We start from the raw sequence: 20,321 nt of genomic DNA on the forward strand, positions 1-20,321 counted from the left end.
CTAGCCCTCCGAGGGAATGCGGCGCAGCCGCGCGTAGGCCAGCATGGCGATCAGCAACAGCATCACCGCCGCGTTGCCCCAGCGCACGTAGGGCGTGATGCCCTGATAGCCCTGCGCCATGCCGTTCAGCACGGCCTCCCGGTGTTGCGGCAGTTGTTGCAGCACCCTGCCGTCCGCGCCGATGATGGAGGTCACGCCGGTATTGGTGGCGCGCAGCATCATACGGCCAGTTTCCAGCGCGCGCAGTTGCGAAATCTGGTTGTGCTGCGCCGCGGCGTGCGAGCGGCCGTACCACGCGTCGTTGGTAAAGTTCACCAGCAGCGTCGCCTCGGGCAGCGCACGAATGATCTCCTCGCCGAACACGTCCTCGTAGCAGATGTCCGCCGCGACTTGCTGCCCGGCGACCTCGAGCGGCGCCTGCCGCTCGTCGCCGCGCGCGAGGTCGCCCATCGGGATGTCGAGCACGCCGTTGATGAACCAGCCGAGCAGCGGGCGCAGCGGGATGAACTCGCCGAACGGTACGAGGTGCTGCTTGCGGTAATGCTGCTCGTCCGCGGAGCCGAGCGTGAACACGCCGTTGTAGTAGCTGCCGTTGTTGCGCTCGAAGGTGCCGATCAGGATGTCGCCGCCGTTTTTCCTCGCGTGATTGCGCAGTTGTTCGACCAGAGCCGTGGGCACTTCGTGGCGCAGCAGCGGTAGCGCGGTTTCCGGCAGCACGGTGAGGCGCGCCGGATTCTGCAGCACCAGGCGGCGGTAGGTTTCCAGCGTGCCGGGCAACGCGTCTTCGTTGAACTTGAGGTCCTGCGCGATGTTGCCCTGCACCAGCGCGACGCTGAACGGCTCGCCGTGCGGCTGCGTCCAGGCGATGGCGCGCAACGCCGCACCGCCGATCCAAAACGCAACGAGCACGGCCAAGGCAATCTGTCCCTGCCGGCTCCAGCGCTTGTGCCACAACATCGCCAGCAGCCCCGCGCTCACCGCCGCAACCAGCGACACGCCGTACACGCCGAGCAGCGGCGCGTAGCCCGCCAGCGGGCTGTCGCTGTGCGCGTAGCCCAGGGTCAACCACGGGAAGCCGGTGAAGATCATGCCGCGCAGCCATTCCACCAGCACCCACGCCGCCGGCATCAGCGCACACAGCGATACCTGCGTGGGGAGGCTGTACGCGGCTTCCGCACCGGAGCGGTTCTCTTCTTCCGGGCTCCTGAACACCGCGCCGGTCAGCGCCGGCAAACGCGCCTGCGCGTAACCGGCCAGCGCCGGAAACAGCGCGAGGAACGCCGCGAACAGCAGTGTGGCGGGCAGCGCGAGCGGCAGCGGCATGTTGCCGTAGTCATGCAGCGCAACATAGATCCAGCCGATACCGGCGCCGAACAGGCCGAGGCCGAACGCGAAGCCCAGCCATCCCGCCGCGCGCGGATCATCGGCGCGGCTCCACAGGGCGAACAGCACGGCGAGCGCCAGCACCGGGATGGCGAAGACCCCGAACGGCGCGAAACCGAACACGCACGACAAGCCCGCGATGAATGCGGCGAACAGGGATTTTCGAGTTTTGGACATCGAGAGAACCGGTACAGAAAACGCGCGAAGAATAACCGATTCCTTCCGATACGGCATTTGTGATTAAATCGCGCCCTGATTATTCAGTAACACCTCCCGCCATGGAAAAAATCCGCCTCTCCAAACGCATGTCCGAACTCGGACTGTGCTCGCGCCGCGAAGCGGACAGTTACATCGAGAAGGGCTGGGTGGAAGTCGACGGCGAAGTCGTGAGCGAGCTGGGCAGCAAGGTCTACCCCACCCAGCAGATCACCCTGCGCAGCGCCGCACAGAACACCCAGCAGCAGCGCGTGACGATCCTGCTCAACAAGCCGATCGGCTATGTATCCGGGCAGGCCGAACATGACTACAAGCCCGCTGTCACCCTGATCGACGGCGCTACACACTGGGCGGAAGACCCGTCGCCGCTGCGCTTCCACCGCAGCCAGTTGCTCGGCCTCGCCCCGGCGGGCCGCCTGGATATAGACTCGCAGGGCCTGCTGGTGCTCACCCAGGACGGTCGCATCGCCAAACAACTGATCGGCGAGGATTCCAAAGTGGACAAGGAATATCTGGTACGCGTGCAGGGCAAGCTCAAGGACAGCGGACTGGCGCTGCTCAATCAGGGGCTGAAGCTGGATGGCGAATATCTCAAGCCCGCCAAGGTGACCTGGCAGAACGAGGACCAGCTGCGCTTCGTGCTGCGCGAGGGCAAGAAACGCCAGATCCGCCGCATGTGCGAACTGGTCGAACTGAAGGTGACGGGATTGAAGCGCATCCGCATCGGCAAGGTGAAGCTGGGGAATCTGCCGCTCGGGCAGTGGCGCTACCTGGGAGAAAACGAGCAGTTTTAAATACTGCCCGGCATCAGGCTTTCACGTAATGAACAGCCAGGTCAGGCAACGCGGCGGGCTTGCCGAAATGCCAGCCCTGCCCGAAATCGCAGCCCAGCTCCAGCAGCTTCTTGCGCGCCAGTCCGGTTTCCACTCCTTCGGCGACCACGTTCATGCCGAGCGAGTGCGCGAGGTCGATTGAAGAGCGCACGATTTCCAGGCTCTGCGGGGAGTTCATCATGGGATCGATGAAGGCACGGTCTATTTTCAAGGTGCCGACCGGGTAGCGCTGCAGGTGCTCCAGCCCGGAGTGCCCGGTGCCGTAATCGTCCAGCGCAAGGCTGCTGCCCAGTTCGACCAGCCGATCCAGGATGCGCAACGCCATTTCGGGATGCTCGATCATGACCGTTTCGGTAAGCTCCAGCTTCAGCTCCGTCGACGGCATGCCGTGGCGCGCGATGATCGTCTTCACGTCGTCCACCAGCGATTCGCAGGTCAACTGGGTTGGCGACAGGTTGACGCTGACGAAAGGATACGGATAGGTGGAATACTGCCTCAGCGCCGGCCAGTCGCGACAGGCGCGCTCCAGCGTCCACAGCCCGAGCTCGCGTATCAGGCCGGTCTGCTCGGCAAGCCAGAGAAAATCCATCGGCGGGATCACGCCGTCCGTGGGGTGATGCCAGCGGATCAGCGCCTCGAACCCGACGATGTTGCTATCGGCCAGGTTGCAGATCGGCTGGTAATAGAGTTCGAATTCGTTGCGCGTCAGGGCGCGCGTAATCCCATGGGCGAGCGACAATTTCTGCGTAGCCTCGCCTCTCAGGGTGCTGCGATTGGCGGCTTGCGCCGGCGTGGTTTTTGCGTCCGGCGCCGGTTTTGCGGAGCCGCCCTGCTTGCTGCGGAAACGCTCCAGGATGACCATCAGCAGATGGCGCAGGATCGGGTCGCACTTATCCAGCAAGCCATCCACCAGCTTCCGCTTGACGGGAACGAGTATGGTCTTCTCGACGGCCCTGACCGTAGCCGTGCGCGGCTGCTGGTCGATCAGCGCGATTTCGCCGAACATTTCGTCCTTGCCCAGGGAGCTGACCTTATGCTCCACACCCTGATCCAGGATGAAAATATCGACCGAGCCCTTTTCGATGAGGTAGGCGCAATCGCCGGCATCGCCGACCTTGAATATCTGCTCACCTGCGGCGAAGACTTCGCGATCCAACTCGTCAAACATGTAGTCCCCCTGTTACGGCTCAGACGGCAACCGGATTCCATCTTTGTATAACTATCCCAGAGGTAGGGTCAAAAAACAATATACCGAACGGCCTAGTTCGATCGCTTCGATCCACTCCGGAAGTATTAGCGGAATTAGATATACGCTGAAACTCAGCGGTTATCCGGGGCCGGCGTTTCTGCTGCGATTTTTTTGCGCTCCACCAGCAGCGAATACAAGCGGCGGCTATCCGCGCGCAGCACGGTAAAGGCCAGCCCGCCGACCTGCACGCGGTCGCCGCGCCTCGGAAGCTGTCCGGCGGCCTTGAGCACCAGACCGCCCACGGTGTCGCATTCCTCGTCGCTGAATTCCGTGCCGAGCGCCTCGTTGAAATCGCCGATCTCGGTATCGGCTTTCACGCGCCACTTCCCCTTGCTGTCCGGGATGATGTTGTCCTCATCCTCGTTGAAATCGTATTCGTCCTCGATGTCGCCGACGATCTGCTCCAGCACATCCTCAATCGTCACCATGCCGGACACGCCGCCGTACTCGTCGGCCACCAGCGCGATGTGGTTGCGGTTGCTGCGGAAATCGCGCAGCAGCACGTTCAGTCGCTTGGATTCCGGCACGAACACCGCCGGGCGCAGCATGTCGCGCACGTTGAATTCTTCGCCAGCGTAATAGCGCAGCAGATCCTTCGCCAGCAGGATGCCGATGATGTTGTCCTTGTCGCCATCGGTCACGGGGAAGCGCGAGTGAGCGGTCTCGATGACGAAGGGGATGAATTTTTCCGGCGGCTCGCTGATGTCGATGACATCCATTTGCGCGCGCGGGATCATGATTTCGCGCACCTGGCGCTCGGAGACTTGCAGCACGCCTTCCATCATGGACAGCGCGTCGGCGTCCAGCAGGGTGCGTTCGTAGGCGGAATGCAGCAGTTGTATCAGTTGTTCGCGGTCTTCCGGTTCGCGCAGCAGGAACGCGGAGAGGCGTTCCAGCAAACCGGGTTTGCTACTTTCGGGGTCATCCATTTTTTATTTATGTGTGTCCTGGTAAGGATCGGGGAAGCGTAATTCTAGCATCAGCCCGGTTTCCAGTGCTTCCATCCCGGCAGCCTCGGTGTCGCTTTCGTGGTCGTAGCCCTGCAGGTGCAGGGCGGCATGGATCGCCAGATGCGCATAGTGCGCGAGGAGTTCCTTGCCCTGCTCGCGCGCCTCGCGCTCCACCACCGGCGCGCAGATGACGACATCACCGCAAATCAAATCGGCGTCGCCGCTGAGCGTAGCGGTATCGTCATAGACGAAGGTCAGCACGTTGGTGGCGTAATCCTTGCCGCGGTAATTTTTGTTCAGTTCGCGTCCCTCGGCCTCGTCCACGATGCGCAGCGTCATGGACGCATCGCGCCGCAGCGCGGCCTTGATCCAGCGGCGCAGTTGCACGCGCGTCGGCAGGTGCTGCGCGGCGCTCGCATACTGCATGACCAAAGAAAGTTTGGGCGGCATCATCTTATTCGTTTTTCTGCTGTTCATGACGCTCATAGGCCGAGACAATCTTTTGCACCAGCGGATGGCGCACCACGTCCTCGGCGAGGAAGTCGCTGAACGCGATACCGCGCACGTCCTTCAGTATCTCGCGCACTTCGATGAGGCCGCTCTTCTGCCCGCGCGCCAGGTCGATCTGAGTGACGTCGCCGGTAATCACCGCCTTGCTGCCGAAGCCGATGCGGGTCAGGAACATCTTCATCTGTTCGGGCGTGGTGTTCTGCGCCTCGTCGAGGATGATAAAGGAATGATTCAGGGTGCGCCCGCGCATGTAAGCCAGCGGCGCGATCTCGATCATGCCGCGCTCGAAGGCGCGGTTGACCTTTTCCAGCCCCATCAGGTCGTAGAGCGCGTCGTACAGCGGACGCAGGTAGGGATCGACTTTCTGCGCCAGGTCGCCGGGCAGGAAGCCGAGCTTCTCGCCCGCCTCCACCGCCGGGCGCACCAACACGAGGCGGCGCACCGCTTCGCGCTGCAGCGCATCCACCGCGCAGGCCACGGCGAGATAGGTCTTGCCGGTGCCGGCCGGGCCGACGCCGAAGGTGATGTCGTGTTCCTGGATGGCCTGCAGGTAGCTGTTCTGGCGCGGCGTGCGGCCGCGGATATCGGCCTTGCGCGTCATCAGGAGCGGCACGAAGTCGCTCTCCGGCTGCTGCTCACTGCGCCATTTCATCGCCTCGATCAGGCCGAGCTGGAGCCGCTCCAGCGTGATGTCGTGCTTGGCCTCGCGGTAGAAATCCTGGAGCACCTCGCGCGCGAGTTCCGCCTGCGCGCCCTCGACGCTGAAATGCTCGCCGCGCCGCGCGATGCCGACCTCCAGCGCGGTCTCGATCTGGCGCAGGTTCTCGTCCAGCGGACCGCACAGATGCGCGAGCCGCTGGTTGTCGAGCGGCTCGAGCGCGAATTGAATGACGGGAGTATTCATGGCTTCTATCCTCACCCTAACCCTGATGGAACTACTAGCCATCTGACTAACCCGTCAAAAAACGCTGGGTAAGTCATTGGTTACCTCCCTGCAAGGGAGAGGGGATCACAGGCTCGCCGCGCAGGGTATGGCGCACAACTTGCGTGATCTTCACATCGACGAACTGTCCGATCAGCTCCGGCGTACCGCGGAAATTCACCACGCGGTTGTTGTCGGTGCGCCCGGCCAGTTCACTCGTATCCTTCTTCGATACGCCTTCCACCAGCACGCGCTGCACCGTGCCGAGCATGGCCTGGTTGACCTTCAGTTCCAGCTCATCGATGCGCGCCTGCAACCGCGCGAGGCGCGCCGACTTCACGTCCGGCGGGGTGCCGTCCGGCAGTTCGGCCGCAGGCGTGCCGGGGCGGGCGCTGTAAACGAAGCTGAAGCTCACGTCGAAGCCCACGTCGTCGATCAGCTTCATGGTCGCCTCGAAATCACGCTCGGTCTCGCCGGGAAAACCGACGATGAAATCCGACGAGATGCAGATATCGGGGCGCACCGCGCGCAGCCTGCGCACGATGGATTTGTATTCCAGCGCCGAGTAGCCGCGCTTCATCGCCGCGAGGATGCGATCTGAACCGGACTGTACCGGCAGGTGCAGATGGCTGACCAGCTTGGGCGTGGTCGCGTACACATCGATGAGGCGTTGCGTCATCTCCTTGGGATGCGAGGTGGTGTAGCGCAGGCGCTCCACGCCGTCGAGTGCAGCGACCGCCTGCAACAGGAAGGCGAAATCCACCGTGTCGCCGTCCTCCGTCGCGCCGCAGTAGGCGTTTACGTTCTGGCCGAGCAGAGTGATCTCCCTCACGCCCTGCCCGACCAGCACCTGGATGTCGCGCAGCACGTCGATGAGCGGGCGCGACACTTCCTCGCCGCGCGTATAGGGCACCACGCAATAGGTGCAGTATTTGCTGCACCCTTCCATGACGGAGACGAAGGCCATGCCGACCGCCTTTTCCGGTGCGGGCAAATGGTCGAACTTCTCGATCTCGGGGAAGCTGATATCCACCTGCGGCACTCCCGTGTCGCGGCGTGCCTGCAGCAACTGCGGCAACCGGTGCAGAGTCTGCGGGCCGAACACCACATCGACATAGGGCGCGCGCTTCGCGATCGCCTCGCCCTCCAGACTGGCCACGCAGCCACCCACGCCGATCAGCAAGCCCGGCTTGGCCAGCTTGAGCGGGCGCACGCGCCCCAGGTCGGAAAACACCTTGTCCTCGGCTTTCTCGCGGATCGAGCAGGTGTTGAACAGGATGACATCGGCCTCCTCGGGCTGGTCGGTCTGTTCCATGCCATCGCAGGCACGCAGCACATCCGCCATCTTGGCCGAGTCGTACTCGTTCATCTGGCAGCCATAAGTCTTGATATAGAGTTTTTTGGTCATTCTGCTTGGTTGGACAATCGCCGCCGAATCGCGAAAAACACGGCATGTTGGAAATTAAGGGGCTGAATTTGCACTCGAAATTTGTGCAGGGGCATTTTGCGGGATTTTATCAAAAAAGGGCTTGTTTGCCCAAAGGATTGTGCTACGATTCTCCCTGCTTGGAGACAATGTTATTGTGTTCGACTTAGCTCTCAAGGAGGAGAAAATGGCAATTATCGCTGACCTTTCAACAGTCATCTGCGTAGTGGGATTGGGTCTGTTTTCCTTATGGGTGGTGCAACAAGTACTCGCCAGCAAGTAAAACCAGAATACTGCCGATAAAAAACCAGCTTCGGCTGGTTTTTTATTGGCGGCAACAGCAGATGAATCGATTTGCGCCATCGGTTCGCGAAGGCATCGGCGGACCATACCCATCCCTCCCCTTGCCGGCACAAACCCTCCCCGCGCCCGAAGTGAAAATATACGCGTAATTTGGTAGAATCCACCGCTGCCCGAACCCGCGCACCCAAAGGAATTGAATAACACGATGAATATGTTCAACCGTTTTAGCGAAACTTGCCTTGCCCGTTTGCACCCTCATGCCGCGCTGTTAATCGGCGCTTTGTTGTTAACTCCCGCTGCGCATGCCGATGACATCCAGGATGCCAACAAGCTGTTCAAGCAGGGGCAACACAGCCAGGCGCTGGACAAGGTGAATGGGGTTCTGGCCGGCAAACCAAAAGACGCGCAGGCGCGCTTCCTGAAGGGGTTGATCCTCACCGAGCAGGGCAAGACCGCCGAGGCCATCAAGACATTTTCCGCCCTGACCGAAGACTACCCGGAACTGCCCGAGCCCTACAACAACCTCGCCGTGCTGTATGCCAGCCAGGGGCAGTACGACAAGGCCAAGACAGCGCTGGAAATGGCGATACGCACCCACCCCAGCTATGCCACCGCACACGAAAACCTCGGCGACATCTATGCAAAGATGGCCAGCCAGGCTTATGACCGCGCCCTGCAACTGGACCGCAGCAATGCCGCGACGCAAACCAAGCTATCCATGATCCAGGACTTGTTTGCCGGCGGCCCACGTGGCAAGACGGCACCGGCGCGCAGCACTCCCGCCCCGAGCAAAGCCGAAGGAGCCGCATCGGCCGGCGAGGCGGCAAGCAAACCGGAATCCACCAAGCCAGAACCCGTTGCGCCAGCCACAGCCAAGCCCGCACCTGCCGCCGAAAAGAACCCCGAGCCTGCACCCAAGACCAATAACGGCGGCGAAGTGCTGAAGACCGTCAACGCCTGGGCTGCCGCATGGTCGGCCAAGGACGTGAACAAGTACCTGTCGTTCTATGCTTCCGACTTCAAAGTGCCGGGCAGTGAAAGCCGGGCAGCCTGGGAAGCTGCGCGCCGGGACCGCATCAGCAAGCCGAAATCCATCCAGGTCGGCATCAGCGGCGCAACGGTGAGCTTCAGCGACGCCAGCCATGCGACCGTGAAGTTCCAGCAGACCTATCGCGCCAGCCACCTGAAGAGCTCGGGCAACAAGACCCTGCTGATGGTGAAATCCGGCGGCAACTGGCTGATCCAGGAAGAGCACACGAAATAAGCCATGCTGCCCCGGCCACTATTTTCAATCTTGCTATGCAGCCTGTTGGCTGGCATGGCGCACGCCGCACCGGATTCGCGCAACACCGAGGTGCAGCTAGCGAAAAGCCTGCAAGCCATCAAGAACAGCCGTCTCGATATCGCGCTCAACGAGGTGGACAGCCTGTTGCGCGTCAACCCCAATTTCAAGCTGGCACACCTGGTCAAGGGCGACGTCCTGATGGCCCGCGCCGGCGCGATCGACAACTTTGGCAGCGCCGCGCATGCGCCGCGCGACAAGATCGAGGATCTGCGCGACGAGGCGCGGGTACGCCTGCAGCGAGTCCTGTCGCAACCGGACAGCAAGCTCGCACCGCGCTTCTTATGGAAGCTCGATGCACAACAGAAATATGCGCTGGTGGTGGATACCAGCCGCGCCACGCTGTTCGTTTATGAAAACGTGAACGGCGAGCCGCGCTACGTCACCGACTTCTACATCACCATCGGCAAGCTCGGCACCGAAAAAGTTTCCGAAGGCGACAAACGCACCCCGATCGGGGTGTATTTCGTCAAGGCCGAACTGCCGAAGAGCAAGCTTGCCGACTTGTACGGCGACGGCGCCTACCCGCTCAGCTACCCGAACGAATGGGACCGCAAGAACAAGCGCACCGGTAGCGGCATCTGGCTGCACGGCACGCCAAAAGATACCTACAGCCGCCCTCCGCGTGCCAGCGACGGTTGCGTGGTGCTGGCGAATGACGACCTGAACAAGCTCGCCTCCTACATGCAAGTCGGCGTCACGCCGATCATCATCACCAACAGCATGGAATGGAGCAGCGAACAGGATCAGAATGAACGCGATGCGCTGCTGCAGGCGGTCGAGCAATGGCGCAAGGATTGGGCAAATCTCGATACCGACGCCTACCTCACGCATTACTCGCGCGATTTTTCCAGCGACAGCGCGGATTACGCGGCATGGGCGAAACAGAAGCAGCTGGTGAACAGCGGAAAATCCTGGATCAAGGTCAACCTCTCGAAGGTCAGCGTGTTCACCTATCCCGAGCATCCCGGCATGGTGGTGGTCAATTTCGAGCAAGACTACAGCAGCAACAACCTGTCCAACCGCATGAAGAAGCGCCAGTACTGGATCAAGCGCAACAACCGCTGGCAGATCGTCTACGAAGGGGCCGCATAGCATGAAACACCTGTTTACCGCACTGCTCGCACTGCTGCTATGCGGCGTGATGCAATCATCCCATTCTCTAACTCAAGGCAAACAAGGTAAAAAAACCATGGTCAAACTGCACACCAATCACGGCGTCATCACCCTGCAACTGGATGCCGAAAAAGCCCCGGAAACCGTCAGGAATTTCCTCGAATACGCGAACAGCGGCTTCTACGACGGCACCATCTTCCATCGCGTCATCGACAACTTCATGATCCAGGGCGGCGGTTTCGAACCCGGCATGAAGCAAAAGAAGGCCAACGCACCGGTCAAGAACGAGGCGGCCAACGGCCTGACCAACGACACCTACACCATCGCCATGGCGCGCACTTCCGACCCGCATTCGGCCACTGCGCAATTTTTCATCAACACGAAGAACAACCAATTCCTCAATTATCCGGGGCAGGACGGCTGGGGCTACTGCGTGTTCGGCAAAGTGGTCGAAGGCATGGAAGTGGTGGACAAGATAGGCAAGGTCGGCACCGGCTTCCGTTCCGGGCATCACGACGTTCCGGAAGAAGACGTCGTCATCACCAAGGCGGAAGTGGTGAAGTAATCATAAAAAACGGCGCATCTCGCGCCGTTTTGTTTTTCATGCCCCATTCCCTGCTCATCTCCGACCTGCATCTCGGCTCCGGCCAGCCGCACAGCATGGCGGCGTTCCGGCGCTTCATCGCCGAAACCGCACCGCAGGCCGAGGCGCTGTATATCCTCGGCGACCTGTTCGATTACTGGGCGGGAGACGACGACCTGGAGGATGCATTCTGCGCCGAGGTGATAGCCGCATTGCGCGGCCTCGCGCAGCGCGGCACCGGGCTATACCTGATGCACGGCAACCGCGACCTGTTGATGGGCGCGGCGCTGGCAAACGCCTGCCGCGCCACGCTGCTGGACGACCCGGTACTGATCGATCTGTACGGCACACCGACGCTGCTCAGCCACGGCGACCAGCTATGCACCCATGATGCCGAATACCAGCGCTACCGCGCACAGGTACATGATGCGGACTTCCAGCGGCAGTTTCTCGCCCGGCCGCTGGCGGAACGCAAGACCTATATCGCGCAACTGCGTGAGCGCAGCATGGCGGAAAAGCAGAGCAAGGACAGCGCGATCATGGACGTGAGCGACGAAGCGGTCGCGGCCTTGCTGCGCGAGCACGGCTATCCGCGCCTGATCCACGGCCACACCCACCGCCCGGGCCGCCATGAGCATGCCGTCGACGGTCGCACCTGCGAACGCTGGGTGCTGGGCGATTGGGACCGGCAGGGATCGGCGCTGCGCTGCGACGCACAGGGCTGCCGCTCAGTCGTTTTTTGATTCCTTAGGGGAGCAAAGCTTCTCGCAGGGCACGCCGTCGCCGTTGCCGTCCAGCGTCTTGTGGCCGCACCGCGCCAAGTAATGCCTGGCTTCTTCACACGAAGACATCTGAGAACAATGCTTCTTGCTTCCGCAGGCGATGCCGGATGCGGTTGCAGCGGCGGCCCGGGGTTGCACCGTGGCCGCGTGCTGCTTGCGCCACTGCGAGGGTTCGACCGCCTCTTCTCCCGCCCATAGTCCGCGCCTGGCCTGCTGCGCTTCGCGCTGCAGCGCCATCAGCTCGCGGTTGCTGTGGAAACGTGAATATTCCCAGGCCATGCCGCGCCGCACCTGCTCGTGATTCACGTTGAGCCCGTCGGCATGCACGGTTGCGACCAGCCGCCCGTAATCATCCACCGCGCGGCTCACCACCCGTATCTGCTTGCCCATCGCCATGTCGGCCAGCGATTTCTGCGATGCGGTGCCATAGGGCTGGGCTTTCTCCGGCGCATCCACTTCGGCAAGCCGCACCTTCACCGGGTTGCCGCCCCGCAGCACCAGCAGCGTATCTCCGTCCAGCACGGCAATCACCTTGCCGGAGAAGTCTGCCGCCTGCGCCAAGCCGCCTGCCAAAAGCAGCAGGACACATGCCAGGCGGCGCAAACGGCTAATCATGACAGCACGCTCTTGACGACGGCCAGACACAGCAGGGTATAGCCGGCGGCGAGTAGATCGTCGAACATCACTCCGAGGCCGCCGTGCATGTTGCTGTCGAAATAGCGGATCGGCTGCGGCTTGACGATGTCGAACAGGCGGAACAGCGCGAAGGCCAGCAGCGCCCAGTCCCAGCCTGGCGGCGTGAAGAACAGCACCAGCATGAATGCCACGATCTCGTCCCACACGATACCTTCGTAATCGTCGATCCCCAGCGTCTTGCCAGTAATGTCGCACACCCGCACGCCGACAGCGAATGCAACAACCATCGCCGCAAGGAACAGCCAGCCCGTCAGGCGCGGCTCGAGGTACCAGTACATCGGGAAGGCGACCAGCGTGCCGAATGTCCCGGGCGCCTTGCGCGCCAGCCCGCTGCCGAAGCCGAACGACAGCAGGTGCGCCGGATGGCTCAGCAAAAATTGCCAGCTCGGTTTGACGAACAGTTCACCGGAAGTGGTCATAGCCGCCAGCCTCGACGTTGAGTGGATTGCCTGCCGCATCGTGCAGGGTGCAGTCGCGCCCCGCAACAATTTTTCCGATGCGGGTCAGCGGCAGGTTAAGCCGTTCGGCAAGCTCCGTCAATTCCGCATGTCGCGTTGCGGGAGCGGTGAAGCACAGCTCGTAATCGTCGCCGCCGGCCAGTGCACATTGCCTCGCCAGCGGCCGCGACAGATGGGCATGCAGGGCAGGCGAGAGCGGCAGCGCAGGGAAATAGAGCTGCGCGCCCAGCTGCGAGGCCTCCAGGATATGCCCGAGATCGGCGAGCAGCCCGTCGGAAACATCGATCGCGCTGCTGGCGATGCCGCGCAGCGCCAGCCCCAGCGTCACGCGCGGCTGCGGCCGGTGCAGCGCAGGCGCGCAGGCCGCAAATTCCGCATCGGACAGGGCGATGCGTCCCTGCAGATGCGCCAGGGCCAGCGCCGCATCGCCGAGCGTACCCGAGACCCAGATTTCATCGCCCGCCTGCGCGCCGCTGCGGCGCAACGCGCGTTCCGCCGGCACTTCGCCGAAGATGGTCACGCACAGGTTGAGTGGCCCGCGCGTGGTGTCGCCGCCGACCAGTTCCACGCCGTATTGATCCGCCAGCGCGAAGAAACCCGCGCTGAATTGCGCGAGCCACGCCTCGTCTGCCCCGGGCAGTGCGACGGCCAGCGTCGCCCAGCGCGGCGCGGCGCCCATCGCCGCCAGATCGGACAGGTTCACCGCCAGCGCCTTGTGTCCGAGCAGGAAGGGATCGGCGTCGGGCAGGAAATGCGTGCCGCTCACCAGCATGTCCGTGGACACCGCGAGCACATTGCCCTCATTCACCTGCAGCAATGCAGCGTCGTCGCCCACGCCGAGCAGCGCGCCGGGCGTGGCACGGGTGAAGAAACGCCCGATGAGATCGAACTCGGATATGCTCATCTGCTGCTCCGGAAAAATTCTAATCCGCAGTCTGTAGGTCGGGTTAAGCGCAGTTTTTTGCGCTGTAACCCGACATTCACTGCGCATCGTCGGGTTACGCGGCAAAGCCGCTAACCCGACCTACCCCGCTGAAAACAGGAAACCCTATCTCGCACTGACCTCGACCGCACGCACCTGCGGCGCGAGCTTGTCGAGCACGCCGTTGACGTACTTGTGGCCGTCGGTGCCGCCGAAGGTCTTGGCCAGCTCCACCGCTTCGTTGATGACGACCTTGTAGGGCACTTCGAGGTGCTGCGACAGTTCGAACGCCCCCAGCAGCAGCACGGAAAACTCCACCGGGCTGAGTTCGGCGAGCGGCCGGTCGAGATGCGGCGCGAGCAACGCCTCGAGGCCGGCGTGCTGATCCAGCGTGCCGCACAGCAATCTGGAAAACAATTCCTTGTCGAAACGGCCGAGATTTTTTTCCGCCAGAATTTGCTTTTCGATCTGCGCCTTGTCGCCCGCGGTAACGCGCCACTGATAGACGCCCTGCAGCGCAAGTTCGCGCGCACGGTGGCGCGGGCTCTTGCCCGGCGCCTTCTTCGTCTCCAGACCGGCGGCCGTGCTCATGCCAAGTCACGCAGCAGGTTGGCCATCTCGATGGCGACCAGCGCGGCCTCGCCGCCCTTGACGCGCATGCGCTCGATCGCCTGCTCGTCGTTGTCGGTAGTGAGGATCGCGTTGGCGACCGGCACGCCGCAGGCCAGCTGGACCTCGTTTACGCAGCGCGCCGACTCGTTCGACACCACCTCGAAGTGGTAGGTGTCGCCGCGGATCACCGCGCCCAGCGCGATCAGCGCATCGAACTTTTCGCTCTCCGCCATGTGTAGCAGCACCAGCGCGATCTCCAGCGCACCCGGCACCGTCGCCAGCGTGATATCTGCATCCGCAACCCCCTGCTGCACCAGCTGCGCGCGACATGCGCCCAGCAAACCTTCGCATATCTCGGGATTGAAGCGGCTCTGCACGATGCCGATACGCAGGCCCTTGCCGTCCAGTTTTTTCTCGATTTCCCTCATTTGTTTTCCTTGCCTTTAGACTGACACTGACAATAACTCACCACTTCCAGACCGAAGCCGGTCATGCTCGGCAGCTTGCGCGGCGTGCCCAGCAGGCACATCTTGCCCACGCCGAGGTCGCGCAAAATCTGTGCGCCGATGCCGTAGCTGCGCGGATCCCAGCGCAGCACCGGGTGTGCATCCTGCGTCGCGGCGGCGCGCGCCAGCAGGTCATGCGAAGTCTCTCCGTGGTGCATCAGGATCAACACGCCGCGTGGCGACTGGCTGATTCTGGTCAGCGCATCATGCACGCTGGTGGAATGCGAATGATCGACCTGCTCGAGGAAATCCATCACCGACAGCGGCTCGTGCACGCGCACCAGCGTCTCGGCATCGCGGCGAATCTCGCCCTTGCACAGCGCCAGGTGGGCGCGCTGCGTGGTCTTGTCCAGGTAGGTAACCAGCTCCAGTGTGCCGTAGGCCGTCTGCACGCTGCGCTGCGCGACGCGCTCGACCAGCTTCTCGTTCTGACTGCGGTACTCGATCAGGCTCGCGATCGTGCCGATCTTGAGGCCGTGCTGTTTGGCGAACCCGATCAGGTCAGGCAGCCGCGCCATCTCGCCGTCGTCCTTGAGGATTTCGCAGATCACCGACGCCGGCGTCAGCCCCGCCAGTTGCGCAAGATCGCAGCCCGCCTCGGTGTGCCCGGCGCGCACCAGCACCCCGCCGTTTTGCGCCATCAGCGGGAAGATATGGCCGGGCTGCACGATGTCGGCAGGCTTGGCATTCTTGCTCGCCGCCGCCTCGATGGTGCGCGCACGGTCGGCCGCCGAGATGCCGGTGGTCACGCCGGACGCCGCCTCGATGGACAGGGTGAAATTGGTGCCGAGCGGCGAACCGTTCTTGCGCACCATGAGCGGCAGATCGAGCTGCTTGCAATGCGCCTCGGTCAGCGTCAGGCAGATCAGGCCGCGGCCATGCTTGGCCATGAAGTTGATCTTCTCCGGCGTGACGAATTCGGCGGCGAACACCAGATCGCCCTCGTTCTCGCGATCCTCCTCGTCCACCAGCACGACCATGCGCCCGGCGCGGATTTCGGCGATGATGTCCTGAATTGGTGCTATGTCTGTCATGCGTAACCTCGAAAAACCGGCAGGCCCGCGCAGGAAGCGCAGCTGCCGAAGATGTGCAATTCTACCATTTTCGGCACGGCGACTCGCTTGTTCTACAGGGAGAACGGCAGGAAATGACCCGAAAAACGACACCCCGCAACTGGTCAGCGAAGGTGACCCGCGAGAGCTTCGCACTCGACCTCGAAGAAGGCGTCTTCACCTGGCAGGACCCGAAACGCATCGCCGAATCGCTGAGGCGCTCGGCGGAATCCAGCACACGCCGCAAAGCCCCGCCCTTCCGCTCCGCCATGTCCATGCTGGTGTTCTACGTCAACCGCGCGGGCAAAAATCTCGACGAGAACCAGAAGCGCATCATCGAACAAGCCAAGGATGAGCTGCGCGCGCTGTATGGAAAACGATAAAAATGCATAGATATTTCGGCATATTGTTTTCGGTGCAAAGGTCGGGTAGGGTGCGAACCGAATTCTCTCTACACCGGAACGCCATGTTTGACGCACAGTTTCGTCGTGTTTGATTGAATGACAACGATTTAAACAAACGGGTAAATACTAATGTTCCAGCTTATACGGCAGCCACAGCCAGAATATTCGGCGTTTTTGCCATCTACTTTACGTTGGGAGTAAGCACGGTGCATGCGTCTCGGGGCTTTGTGGAGTTTGTGTCGTTGCTCAGATCTGCGACCACATCATCAGACGTCCGGAACGCGTGGAACGTTTTGGATGCACCGCATGACTCGTTACGAGTAGTCACCGTGCTTTCTGACTATTCAAAAAACGTAACATTTCCAGGGATTGAGATTCGCAATTTGTCCGGCAAGCGAATAGTCACGCCGTATTTCTTAGGAGATTCACTTTATTTCAGCAGCCGAAAGATCATTGCACAAACCATCGTAGACGGCGAAATAAAGATTCCCCTCGATGGTTCAATAATGTTGGACACAAACATTGCGAGCTATATATCGACATATGTTTACCGCCGATCTTTCGGGAATAATCAAGCGGAGATCGTTAATGTCATACATCAACTTCTCGAAAATAATCCGAATTATGACTATCTCTACTACCTCGTGGAGAACTCAAAAAAACTAATTGACAGGTATGACTTCGACGACGCACCCGATGTCGATCAACTATGGTCAGACTTGGATATCGGATTCAAAGATAATCTCATTGCCCTTAGGCTGTTCTTAAGTATTGACAATAAAAGATATCGCGCCTGCAATAATGACAGCCCAACTATATCCACTACGGAAGCAGAAGATGTAGCTAAACGCTTCACTCATGACTTCTATTTTGGGGCAGAAGGCGCGTCAAATTTTGTAGAAATTAAGAAGCGTCTTACGCTAGCCAGAATCCTCCTGTACAAAATTGTTTCCATTCATTTTGGCTCAAATGAAGGCGTGAAGAAAAAGGCAACGAAGCTACTTACGTTCATGATCGACAGGCTGAATACGTACTTCGATCGTGAGATGCAGATTGCTATTAAGTACTTTGAAGAGGGGAAGAAATTTTCGTTCTTCGAAAAGATTGATAAAGGAAAGCATATCTCTGCCAATTCCATCAGAACCAAAATTGGCAATATGGCATGGGACCTAATGATCCCGCGTTTCATCGAGTCATTGTCTGCTGTTGCCGGCAACGGGCGGTTCTTCATTCCTCATTATTTAACGTGGGACGAAGGTCTAAAAATGTCTTTGAACCTATATAAGGCAAAAGCATGCATCTTCGATGATGAAACTGGCCGGGTAGTCACAATATCCGAAGTGGATACAGAGCGCTTACTTCGCGAGACGGTTGGTGATGCTCTTACTGAGATGTATTTCAACGCTGAGACGGCTAGCAAGCGGTACAAAACCCCACCTCTGCCCGATTCCCAGTTAGTGGCAATACTTGCTGAGGTAGAGTCCGAGCTTTACTCAGTTGCTCATGCGTAGCTCACTCCCAACCCATCAATCCACCGGACGCTGCGCGATAAAGCCGCGCAGCGCCGGTGATTTAAAACGTTAGGCAATTACAGTAATGTACACACTAAGAAAAAGACTGATCGCTAATGTTTGCTTAATCGCTAGCCTAGTATTGTTGTTTTCAACATTACGCGGGAAAAGCCAGTTGTTCATAGCCGTAGCACTAGTTATATTTTTCGTGCCTTGCGTAGTGGGCTATGCACTCTATCTGCTATCTCTAAAATGTCCAAAGTGCGGCAACACGTTCGGTGAAACTACGGTTTTTACTGATTTGCCGTTCTTTAAGTCTTTGAAATTTGCACCACTACGGGTACCCCGCCATTGTTACAGTTGTGGGGCGAAAGCAACTTGGAACTAATGGGGTCAGGGAACTAATGGGGTCAGCATCGCATTAAGTGAATACATGGCGAGCGATAGCTCGCCATGTTGCTTTTGGGTTTTGCTTTTCCTCCCCTGTGCGCCGCCGAGTAGCGGAAACTGGTCAGGGGATTTCGGCGAGGACTGTCTGAGCGCGTAGCGCGAGTTCCGCAGCCGCCTGACCAGTTGAGCAACGCAGGGAACCGCGCAGCGGCGGCAAACCGGGGGCGCCTTTTCTTCGGTTACCTTCTTTTGGCGACACAAAAGAAGGTGACTTGCTGCCGGGCAACCCCCGGCGGTTTTGATTTTAACGTGGTCGGGTTAAAACCCGACCTACACCTACTCCGCCGTAATCATCCTCTCGACATACCGCGCGATCAGGTCGATCTCCAGATTCACCTTCGCCCCCGCCTTCAGCTCGTTCAGCGTCGTCGCGTCCAGCGTATGCGGGATCAGGTTCACCTCAAACTCCGTGCCCGCGACATGGTTCACGGTGAGGCTCACGCCGTTGATAGCGATGGAGCCCTTGGTCGCGATGTATTTCGCCAGAGCCTGCGGGGCACGCACCACCAGCCGCCAGCTCTCGCCGATGTCGTTGAACGCGACAACCTCGCCGACGCCATCCACATGGCCGCTCACCAGATGCCCGCCCAGCCGGTCCGACAGGCGCAAGGCCTTTTCCAGGTTGACATGGCCGCCCTGCCGCTCCAGCCCGATGGTGCAGTTCAGCGTCTCGCGCGACACGTCCACGGTGAAGGCGCGGCCGTCGTGCTCCACCACGGTGAGGCACACGCCATTCACCGCGATGCTGTCGCCGATCTGCACGTCCTCCATGCCGAGCGACTCGGTCGCGACACTCAGGCGCAGGCCGCCGTCGCGGTCTTTCACACTGGTGATGAGGCCCACATCGGCAATGATTCCACTAAACATTCGGATACCTCTATAAAATTGTTTTGCGGGCAAATCGCGGCGTCGCGTGCTCGCTCATTCCTCGTCTATCCAACCTGATATGCCTCGTCATTCGCTGTGCGGCTCCTTGCGCTTCCTCCCGCAAAACAACTTTCTAGAGGCATCCTTCCACTCTTGCAGTAATTCGTAAATCATTTCCGACCTGCCGCACATCGCGCCACTTGAGGCCGATGCGCTGTTCGAGGCCGGTCAGTTCGCCGAGTTGCGCCATGCCGCGCGCCGCATCGCCCAGCAATTGCGGCGCGACGTACAGCAGCAATTCATCCACCAGCCCGGCGCGCAGCAAGGCGCCGTTCAGGATGCGGCCCGCCTCCGCCAGCACCTCGTTGCAACCGCGTTGCGCGAGGTCGCGCAGCATGGCCGGCAAATCGACCTGCCCCCTGCCGTCCGGCATCGTTACCACGGTCGCACCCACCTGCTCCAGCGCGGCGCGCTTTTCCGCATCCCGTGCGGCGGTGTAAATCAGCACTCCGCCACCGTGCAGCACGCGCGCTGATAGCGGCATCTGCAACCCGCTGTCCAGCACCACCCGCAACGGCTGGCGTGCAGTTTCCGGTTCGCGCACGTTGAGCCGCGCATCGTCCGCGAGCACCGTGTTGATGCCGGTCAGCACCGCGCAGGAGCGCGCGCGCCAGCGCTGCACGTCCTGCCTCGCCGCCTCGCCGGTGATCCACTGGCTGGTGCCGTTGGCCAGCGCGGTGCGCCCGTCGAGGCTCATCGCGATCTTGCTGCGCAGCCACGGCGTGCCGCGCGTCATGCGCGCGAAGAAGCCGGTATTCAGTTCGCGCGCCTCGCTCTCCATGAGCCCGCATTCGACCGCGATGCCGGCCGCGCGCAGCTTCGCGATGCCCTCGCCCGCCACCCTGTGGTTCGGGTCCTGCACCGCGACCGCCACGCGCGCCACGCCTGCCTCGACCAAGGCGCCGGCGCAGGGCGGCGTGCGGCCGTGGTGGCTGCATGGTTCCAGCGTGACATAGGCCGTCGCTCCGCGCGCCGCTTCGCCCGCTTCGCGCAGCGCATGCACCTCTGCATGCGGTTCGCCGGCGCGCTCGTGCCAGCCTGTGCCGACGATGTCGCCGTCCTTCACCAGCACGCAGCCGACGCGCGGATTCGGGCTGGTGGAATACAGGCCGCGCTCCGCGAGCCGCAGCGCCTGCGCCATCCATGCGCTGTCCTGTGCGGAGAACAT

Annotated in this window: 22 protein-coding genes; 7 read left to right on the plus strand and 15 right to left on the minus strand. The window is 61.0% G+C overall.

What is annotated here, in order from left to right; all coding sequences use genetic code 11:
- On the minus strand, positions 1-1,560 hold the full coding sequence (gene lnt, locus ACRRNM_RS06090) for an apolipoprotein N-acyltransferase (RefSeq protein WP_435627348.1): 1,560 nt from the start codon (positions 1,558-1,560) through the stop codon (positions 1-3).
- Positions 1,561-1,661: 101 nt separating this feature from the next.
- Between lnt and ACRRNM_RS06095 the strand changes: the two genes are divergently transcribed.
- Positions 1,662-2,393, plus strand: coding sequence for a pseudouridine synthase (locus ACRRNM_RS06095; protein WP_435627349.1), 732 nt, complete (start codon positions 1,662-1,664; stop codon positions 2,391-2,393).
- Between the two features lie 13 nt (positions 2,394-2,406).
- On the opposite strand, the gene ACRRNM_RS06100 is transcribed toward ACRRNM_RS06095, so the two are convergent.
- The 6 genes from ACRRNM_RS06100 to ACRRNM_RS06125 form a co-directional block, all read right to left on the minus strand.
- Positions 2,407-3,600 (minus strand): EAL domain-containing protein, encoded by a 1,194-nt coding sequence (locus ACRRNM_RS06100; RefSeq protein WP_435627350.1) that lies wholly within the window; start codon positions 3,598-3,600, stop codon positions 2,407-2,409.
- A gap of 152 nt (positions 3,601-3,752) precedes the next feature.
- Positions 3,753-4,610 (minus strand): HlyC/CorC family transporter, encoded by an 858-nt coding sequence (locus tag ACRRNM_RS06105; protein ID WP_435627351.1) that lies wholly within the window; start codon positions 4,608-4,610, stop codon positions 3,753-3,755.
- A 3-nt stretch (positions 4,611-4,613) separates the two neighbouring features.
- Positions 4,614-5,108, minus strand: a complete 495-nt coding sequence (ybeY, locus tag ACRRNM_RS06110; RefSeq protein ID WP_435627352.1) for an rRNA maturation RNase YbeY — start codon at positions 5,106-5,108, stop codon at positions 4,614-4,616.
- Positions 5,086-6,045 carry a PhoH family protein gene (locus ACRRNM_RS06115; RefSeq protein ID WP_435627353.1) on the minus strand — a complete coding sequence of 320 codons (960 nt, stop codon included), beginning with the start codon at positions 6,043-6,045 and terminating at the stop codon, positions 5,086-5,088. Before ACRRNM_RS06115 ends, ybeY begins: the two co-directional genes overlap by 23 nt.
- 73 nt (positions 6,046-6,118) lie before the next feature.
- Positions 6,119-7,471: a tRNA (N6-isopentenyl adenosine(37)-C2)-methylthiotransferase MiaB gene (miaB, locus tag ACRRNM_RS06120; RefSeq protein ID WP_435627354.1), complete on the minus strand. Its 1,353-nt coding sequence runs from the start codon at positions 7,469-7,471 to the stop codon at positions 6,119-6,121.
- 54 nt (positions 7,472-7,525) lie between these two features.
- Positions 7,526-7,852, minus strand: a complete 327-nt coding sequence (locus tag ACRRNM_RS06125) for a hypothetical protein (protein ID WP_435627355.1) — start codon at positions 7,850-7,852, stop codon at positions 7,526-7,528.
- A gap of 223 nt (positions 7,853-8,075) precedes the next feature.
- Here ACRRNM_RS06125 and ACRRNM_RS06130 point away from each other — a divergent pair, with 223 nt between their 5' ends.
- The 4 genes from ACRRNM_RS06130 to ACRRNM_RS06145 all read left to right on the plus strand — a co-directional run bounded on the left by ACRRNM_RS06130 (position 8,076) and on the right by ACRRNM_RS06145 (position 11,576).
- On the plus strand, positions 8,076-9,056 hold the full coding sequence (locus tag ACRRNM_RS06130) for a tetratricopeptide repeat protein (protein ID WP_435627356.1): 981 nt from the start codon (positions 8,076-8,078) through the stop codon (positions 9,054-9,056).
- 54 nt (positions 9,057-9,110) lie between these two features.
- The gene (locus ACRRNM_RS06135; protein ID WP_435627357.1) at positions 9,111-10,229 is read left to right on the plus strand and encodes a L,D-transpeptidase Cds6 family protein; all 1,119 of its coding nucleotides are present in this window, start codon (positions 9,111-9,113) and stop codon (positions 10,227-10,229) included.
- A gap of 97 nt (positions 10,230-10,326) precedes the next feature.
- Complete coding sequence (locus tag ACRRNM_RS06140; protein WP_435628645.1) at positions 10,327-10,815, plus strand: peptidylprolyl isomerase; 489 nt, start codon at positions 10,327-10,329, stop codon at positions 10,813-10,815.
- A 38-nt stretch (positions 10,816-10,853) separates the two neighbouring features.
- Positions 10,854-11,576, plus strand: coding sequence for a UDP-2,3-diacylglucosamine diphosphatase (locus tag ACRRNM_RS06145; protein ID WP_435627358.1), 723 nt, complete (start codon positions 10,854-10,856; stop codon positions 11,574-11,576).
- On the opposite strand, the gene ACRRNM_RS06150 is transcribed toward ACRRNM_RS06145, so the two are convergent.
- From ACRRNM_RS06150 to ribBA, 6 genes are all read right to left on the minus strand, one after another.
- On the minus strand, positions 11,562-12,230 hold the full coding sequence (locus ACRRNM_RS06150) for a thermonuclease family protein (RefSeq protein ID WP_435627359.1): 669 nt from the start codon (positions 12,228-12,230) through the stop codon (positions 11,562-11,564). The genes ACRRNM_RS06145 and ACRRNM_RS06150 overlap by 15 nt on opposite strands.
- On the minus strand, positions 12,227-12,730 hold the full coding sequence (locus ACRRNM_RS06155; RefSeq protein ID WP_435627360.1) for a phosphatidylglycerophosphatase A family protein: 504 nt from the start codon (positions 12,728-12,730) through the stop codon (positions 12,227-12,229). Before ACRRNM_RS06155 ends, ACRRNM_RS06150 begins: the two co-directional genes overlap by 4 nt.
- Positions 12,714-13,673 carry a thiamine-phosphate kinase gene (gene thiL / locus ACRRNM_RS06160; protein WP_435627361.1) on the minus strand — a complete coding sequence of 320 codons (960 nt, stop codon included), beginning with the start codon at positions 13,671-13,673 and terminating at the stop codon, positions 12,714-12,716. Before thiL ends, ACRRNM_RS06155 begins: the two co-directional genes overlap by 17 nt.
- A 144-nt stretch (positions 13,674-13,817) precedes the next feature.
- Positions 13,818-14,282 (minus strand): transcription antitermination factor NusB, encoded by a 465-nt coding sequence (nusB, locus tag ACRRNM_RS06165; protein ID WP_435627362.1) that lies wholly within the window; start codon positions 14,280-14,282, stop codon positions 13,818-13,820.
- A complete protein-coding gene (gene ribH / locus ACRRNM_RS06170) occupies positions 14,279-14,731 on the minus strand; it encodes a 6,7-dimethyl-8-ribityllumazine synthase (RefSeq protein WP_435627363.1) in 453 nt (150 codons plus the stop codon). Before ribH ends, nusB begins: the two co-directional genes overlap by 4 nt.
- Positions 14,728-15,843: a bifunctional 3,4-dihydroxy-2-butanone-4-phosphate synthase/GTP cyclohydrolase II gene (gene ribBA / locus ACRRNM_RS06175; RefSeq protein ID WP_435627364.1), complete on the minus strand. Its 1,116-nt coding sequence runs from the start codon at positions 15,841-15,843 to the stop codon at positions 14,728-14,730. The genes ribH and ribBA overlap by 4 nt, the downstream gene beginning before the upstream one ends.
- Positions 15,844-15,956: 113 nt before the next feature.
- Here ribBA and ACRRNM_RS06180 point away from each other — a divergent pair, with 113 nt between their 5' ends.
- The gene (locus tag ACRRNM_RS06180; RefSeq protein WP_435627365.1) at positions 15,957-16,244 is read left to right on the plus strand and encodes a DUF3175 domain-containing protein; all 288 of its coding nucleotides are present in this window, start codon (positions 15,957-15,959) and stop codon (positions 16,242-16,244) included.
- A gap of 113 nt (positions 16,245-16,357) precedes the next feature.
- Positions 16,358-17,776, plus strand: a complete 1,419-nt coding sequence (locus ACRRNM_RS06185; protein ID WP_435627366.1) for a hypothetical protein — start codon at positions 16,358-16,360, stop codon at positions 17,774-17,776.
- Between the two features lie 726 nt (positions 17,777-18,502).
- On the opposite strand, the gene ACRRNM_RS06190 is transcribed toward ACRRNM_RS06185, so the two are convergent.
- Together ACRRNM_RS06190 and ribD are read right to left on the minus strand one after the other, a co-directional pair.
- Complete coding sequence (locus ACRRNM_RS06190; RefSeq protein ID WP_435627367.1) at positions 18,503-19,093, minus strand: riboflavin synthase; 591 nt, start codon at positions 19,091-19,093, stop codon at positions 18,503-18,505.
- Between the two features lie 133 nt (positions 19,094-19,226).
- Complete coding sequence (gene ribD, locus ACRRNM_RS06195) at positions 19,227-20,321, minus strand: bifunctional diaminohydroxyphosphoribosylaminopyrimidine deaminase/5-amino-6-(5-phosphoribosylamino)uracil reductase RibD (RefSeq protein ID WP_435627368.1); 1,095 nt, start codon at positions 20,319-20,321, stop codon at positions 19,227-19,229.

Origin of the sequence: Ferrigenium straubiae (genome assembly GCF_051257895.1) — a bacterium.
Lineage (GTDB): Bacteria > Pseudomonadota > Gammaproteobacteria > Burkholderiales > Gallionellaceae > Gallionella > Gallionella straubiae.

What these genes read in the sequence shown, in the direction of transcription:
- ACRRNM_RS06145 (WP_435627358.1), top strand. Translation starts at nt 10,854, where the DNA reads ATGCCCCATTCCCTGCTCATCTCCGACCTGCATCTCGGCTCCGGCCAG.
- ACRRNM_RS06155 (WP_435627360.1), bottom strand. Translation starts at nt 12,730, where the DNA reads ATGACCACTTCCGGTGAACTGTTCGTCAAACCGAGCTGGCAATTTTTG.
- ribBA (WP_435627364.1), bottom strand. Translation starts at nt 15,843, where the DNA reads ATGACAGACATAGCACCAATTCAGGACATCATCGCCGAAATCCGCGCC.
- ribH (WP_435627363.1), bottom strand. Translation starts at nt 14,731, where the DNA reads ATGAGGGAAATCGAGAAAAAACTGGACGGCAAGGGCCTGCGTATCGGC.
- ACRRNM_RS06140 (WP_435628645.1), top strand. Translation starts at nt 10,327, where the DNA reads ATGGTCAAACTGCACACCAATCACGGCGTCATCACCCTGCAACTGGAT.
- ybeY (WP_435627352.1), bottom strand. Translation starts at nt 5,108, where the DNA reads ATGAACAGCAGAAAAACGAATAAGATGATGCCGCCCAAACTTTCTTTG.
- ACRRNM_RS06180 (WP_435627365.1), top strand. Translation starts at nt 15,957, where the DNA reads ATGACCCGAAAAACGACACCCCGCAACTGGTCAGCGAAGGTGACCCGC.
- ACRRNM_RS06095 (WP_435627349.1), top strand. Translation starts at nt 1,662, where the DNA reads ATGGAAAAAATCCGCCTCTCCAAACGCATGTCCGAACTCGGACTGTGC.
- ribD (WP_435627368.1), bottom strand. Translation starts at nt 20,321, where the DNA reads ATGTTCTCCGCACAGGACAGCGCATGGATGGCGCAGGCGCTGCGGCTC.
- thiL (WP_435627361.1), bottom strand. Translation starts at nt 13,673, where the DNA reads ATGAGCATATCCGAGTTCGATCTCATCGGGCGTTTCTTCACCCGTGCC.
- ACRRNM_RS06125 (WP_435627355.1), bottom strand. Translation starts at nt 7,852, where the DNA reads ATGGCGCAAATCGATTCATCTGCTGTTGCCGCCAATAAAAAACCAGCC.
- ACRRNM_RS06105 (WP_435627351.1), bottom strand. Translation starts at nt 4,610, where the DNA reads ATGGATGACCCCGAAAGTAGCAAACCCGGTTTGCTGGAACGCCTCTCC.
- ACRRNM_RS06190 (WP_435627367.1), bottom strand. Translation starts at nt 19,093, where the DNA reads ATGTTTAGTGGAATCATTGCCGATGTGGGCCTCATCACCAGTGTGAAA.
- ACRRNM_RS06100 (WP_435627350.1), bottom strand. Translation starts at nt 3,600, where the DNA reads ATGTTTGACGAGTTGGATCGCGAAGTCTTCGCCGCAGGTGAGCAGATA.
- lnt (WP_435627348.1), bottom strand. Translation starts at nt 1,560, where the DNA reads ATGTCCAAAACTCGAAAATCCCTGTTCGCCGCATTCATCGCGGGCTTG.
- ACRRNM_RS06150 (WP_435627359.1), bottom strand. Translation starts at nt 12,230, where the DNA reads ATGATTAGCCGTTTGCGCCGCCTGGCATGTGTCCTGCTGCTTTTGGCA.
- nusB (WP_435627362.1), bottom strand. Translation starts at nt 14,282, where the DNA reads ATGAGCACGGCCGCCGGTCTGGAGACGAAGAAGGCGCCGGGCAAGAGC.
- ACRRNM_RS06115 (WP_435627353.1), bottom strand. Translation starts at nt 6,045, where the DNA reads ATGAATACTCCCGTCATTCAATTCGCGCTCGAGCCGCTCGACAACCAG.
- miaB (WP_435627354.1), bottom strand. Translation starts at nt 7,471, where the DNA reads ATGACCAAAAAACTCTATATCAAGACTTATGGCTGCCAGATGAACGAG.
- ACRRNM_RS06135 (WP_435627357.1), top strand. Translation starts at nt 9,111, where the DNA reads ATGGCGCACGCCGCACCGGATTCGCGCAACACCGAGGTGCAGCTAGCG.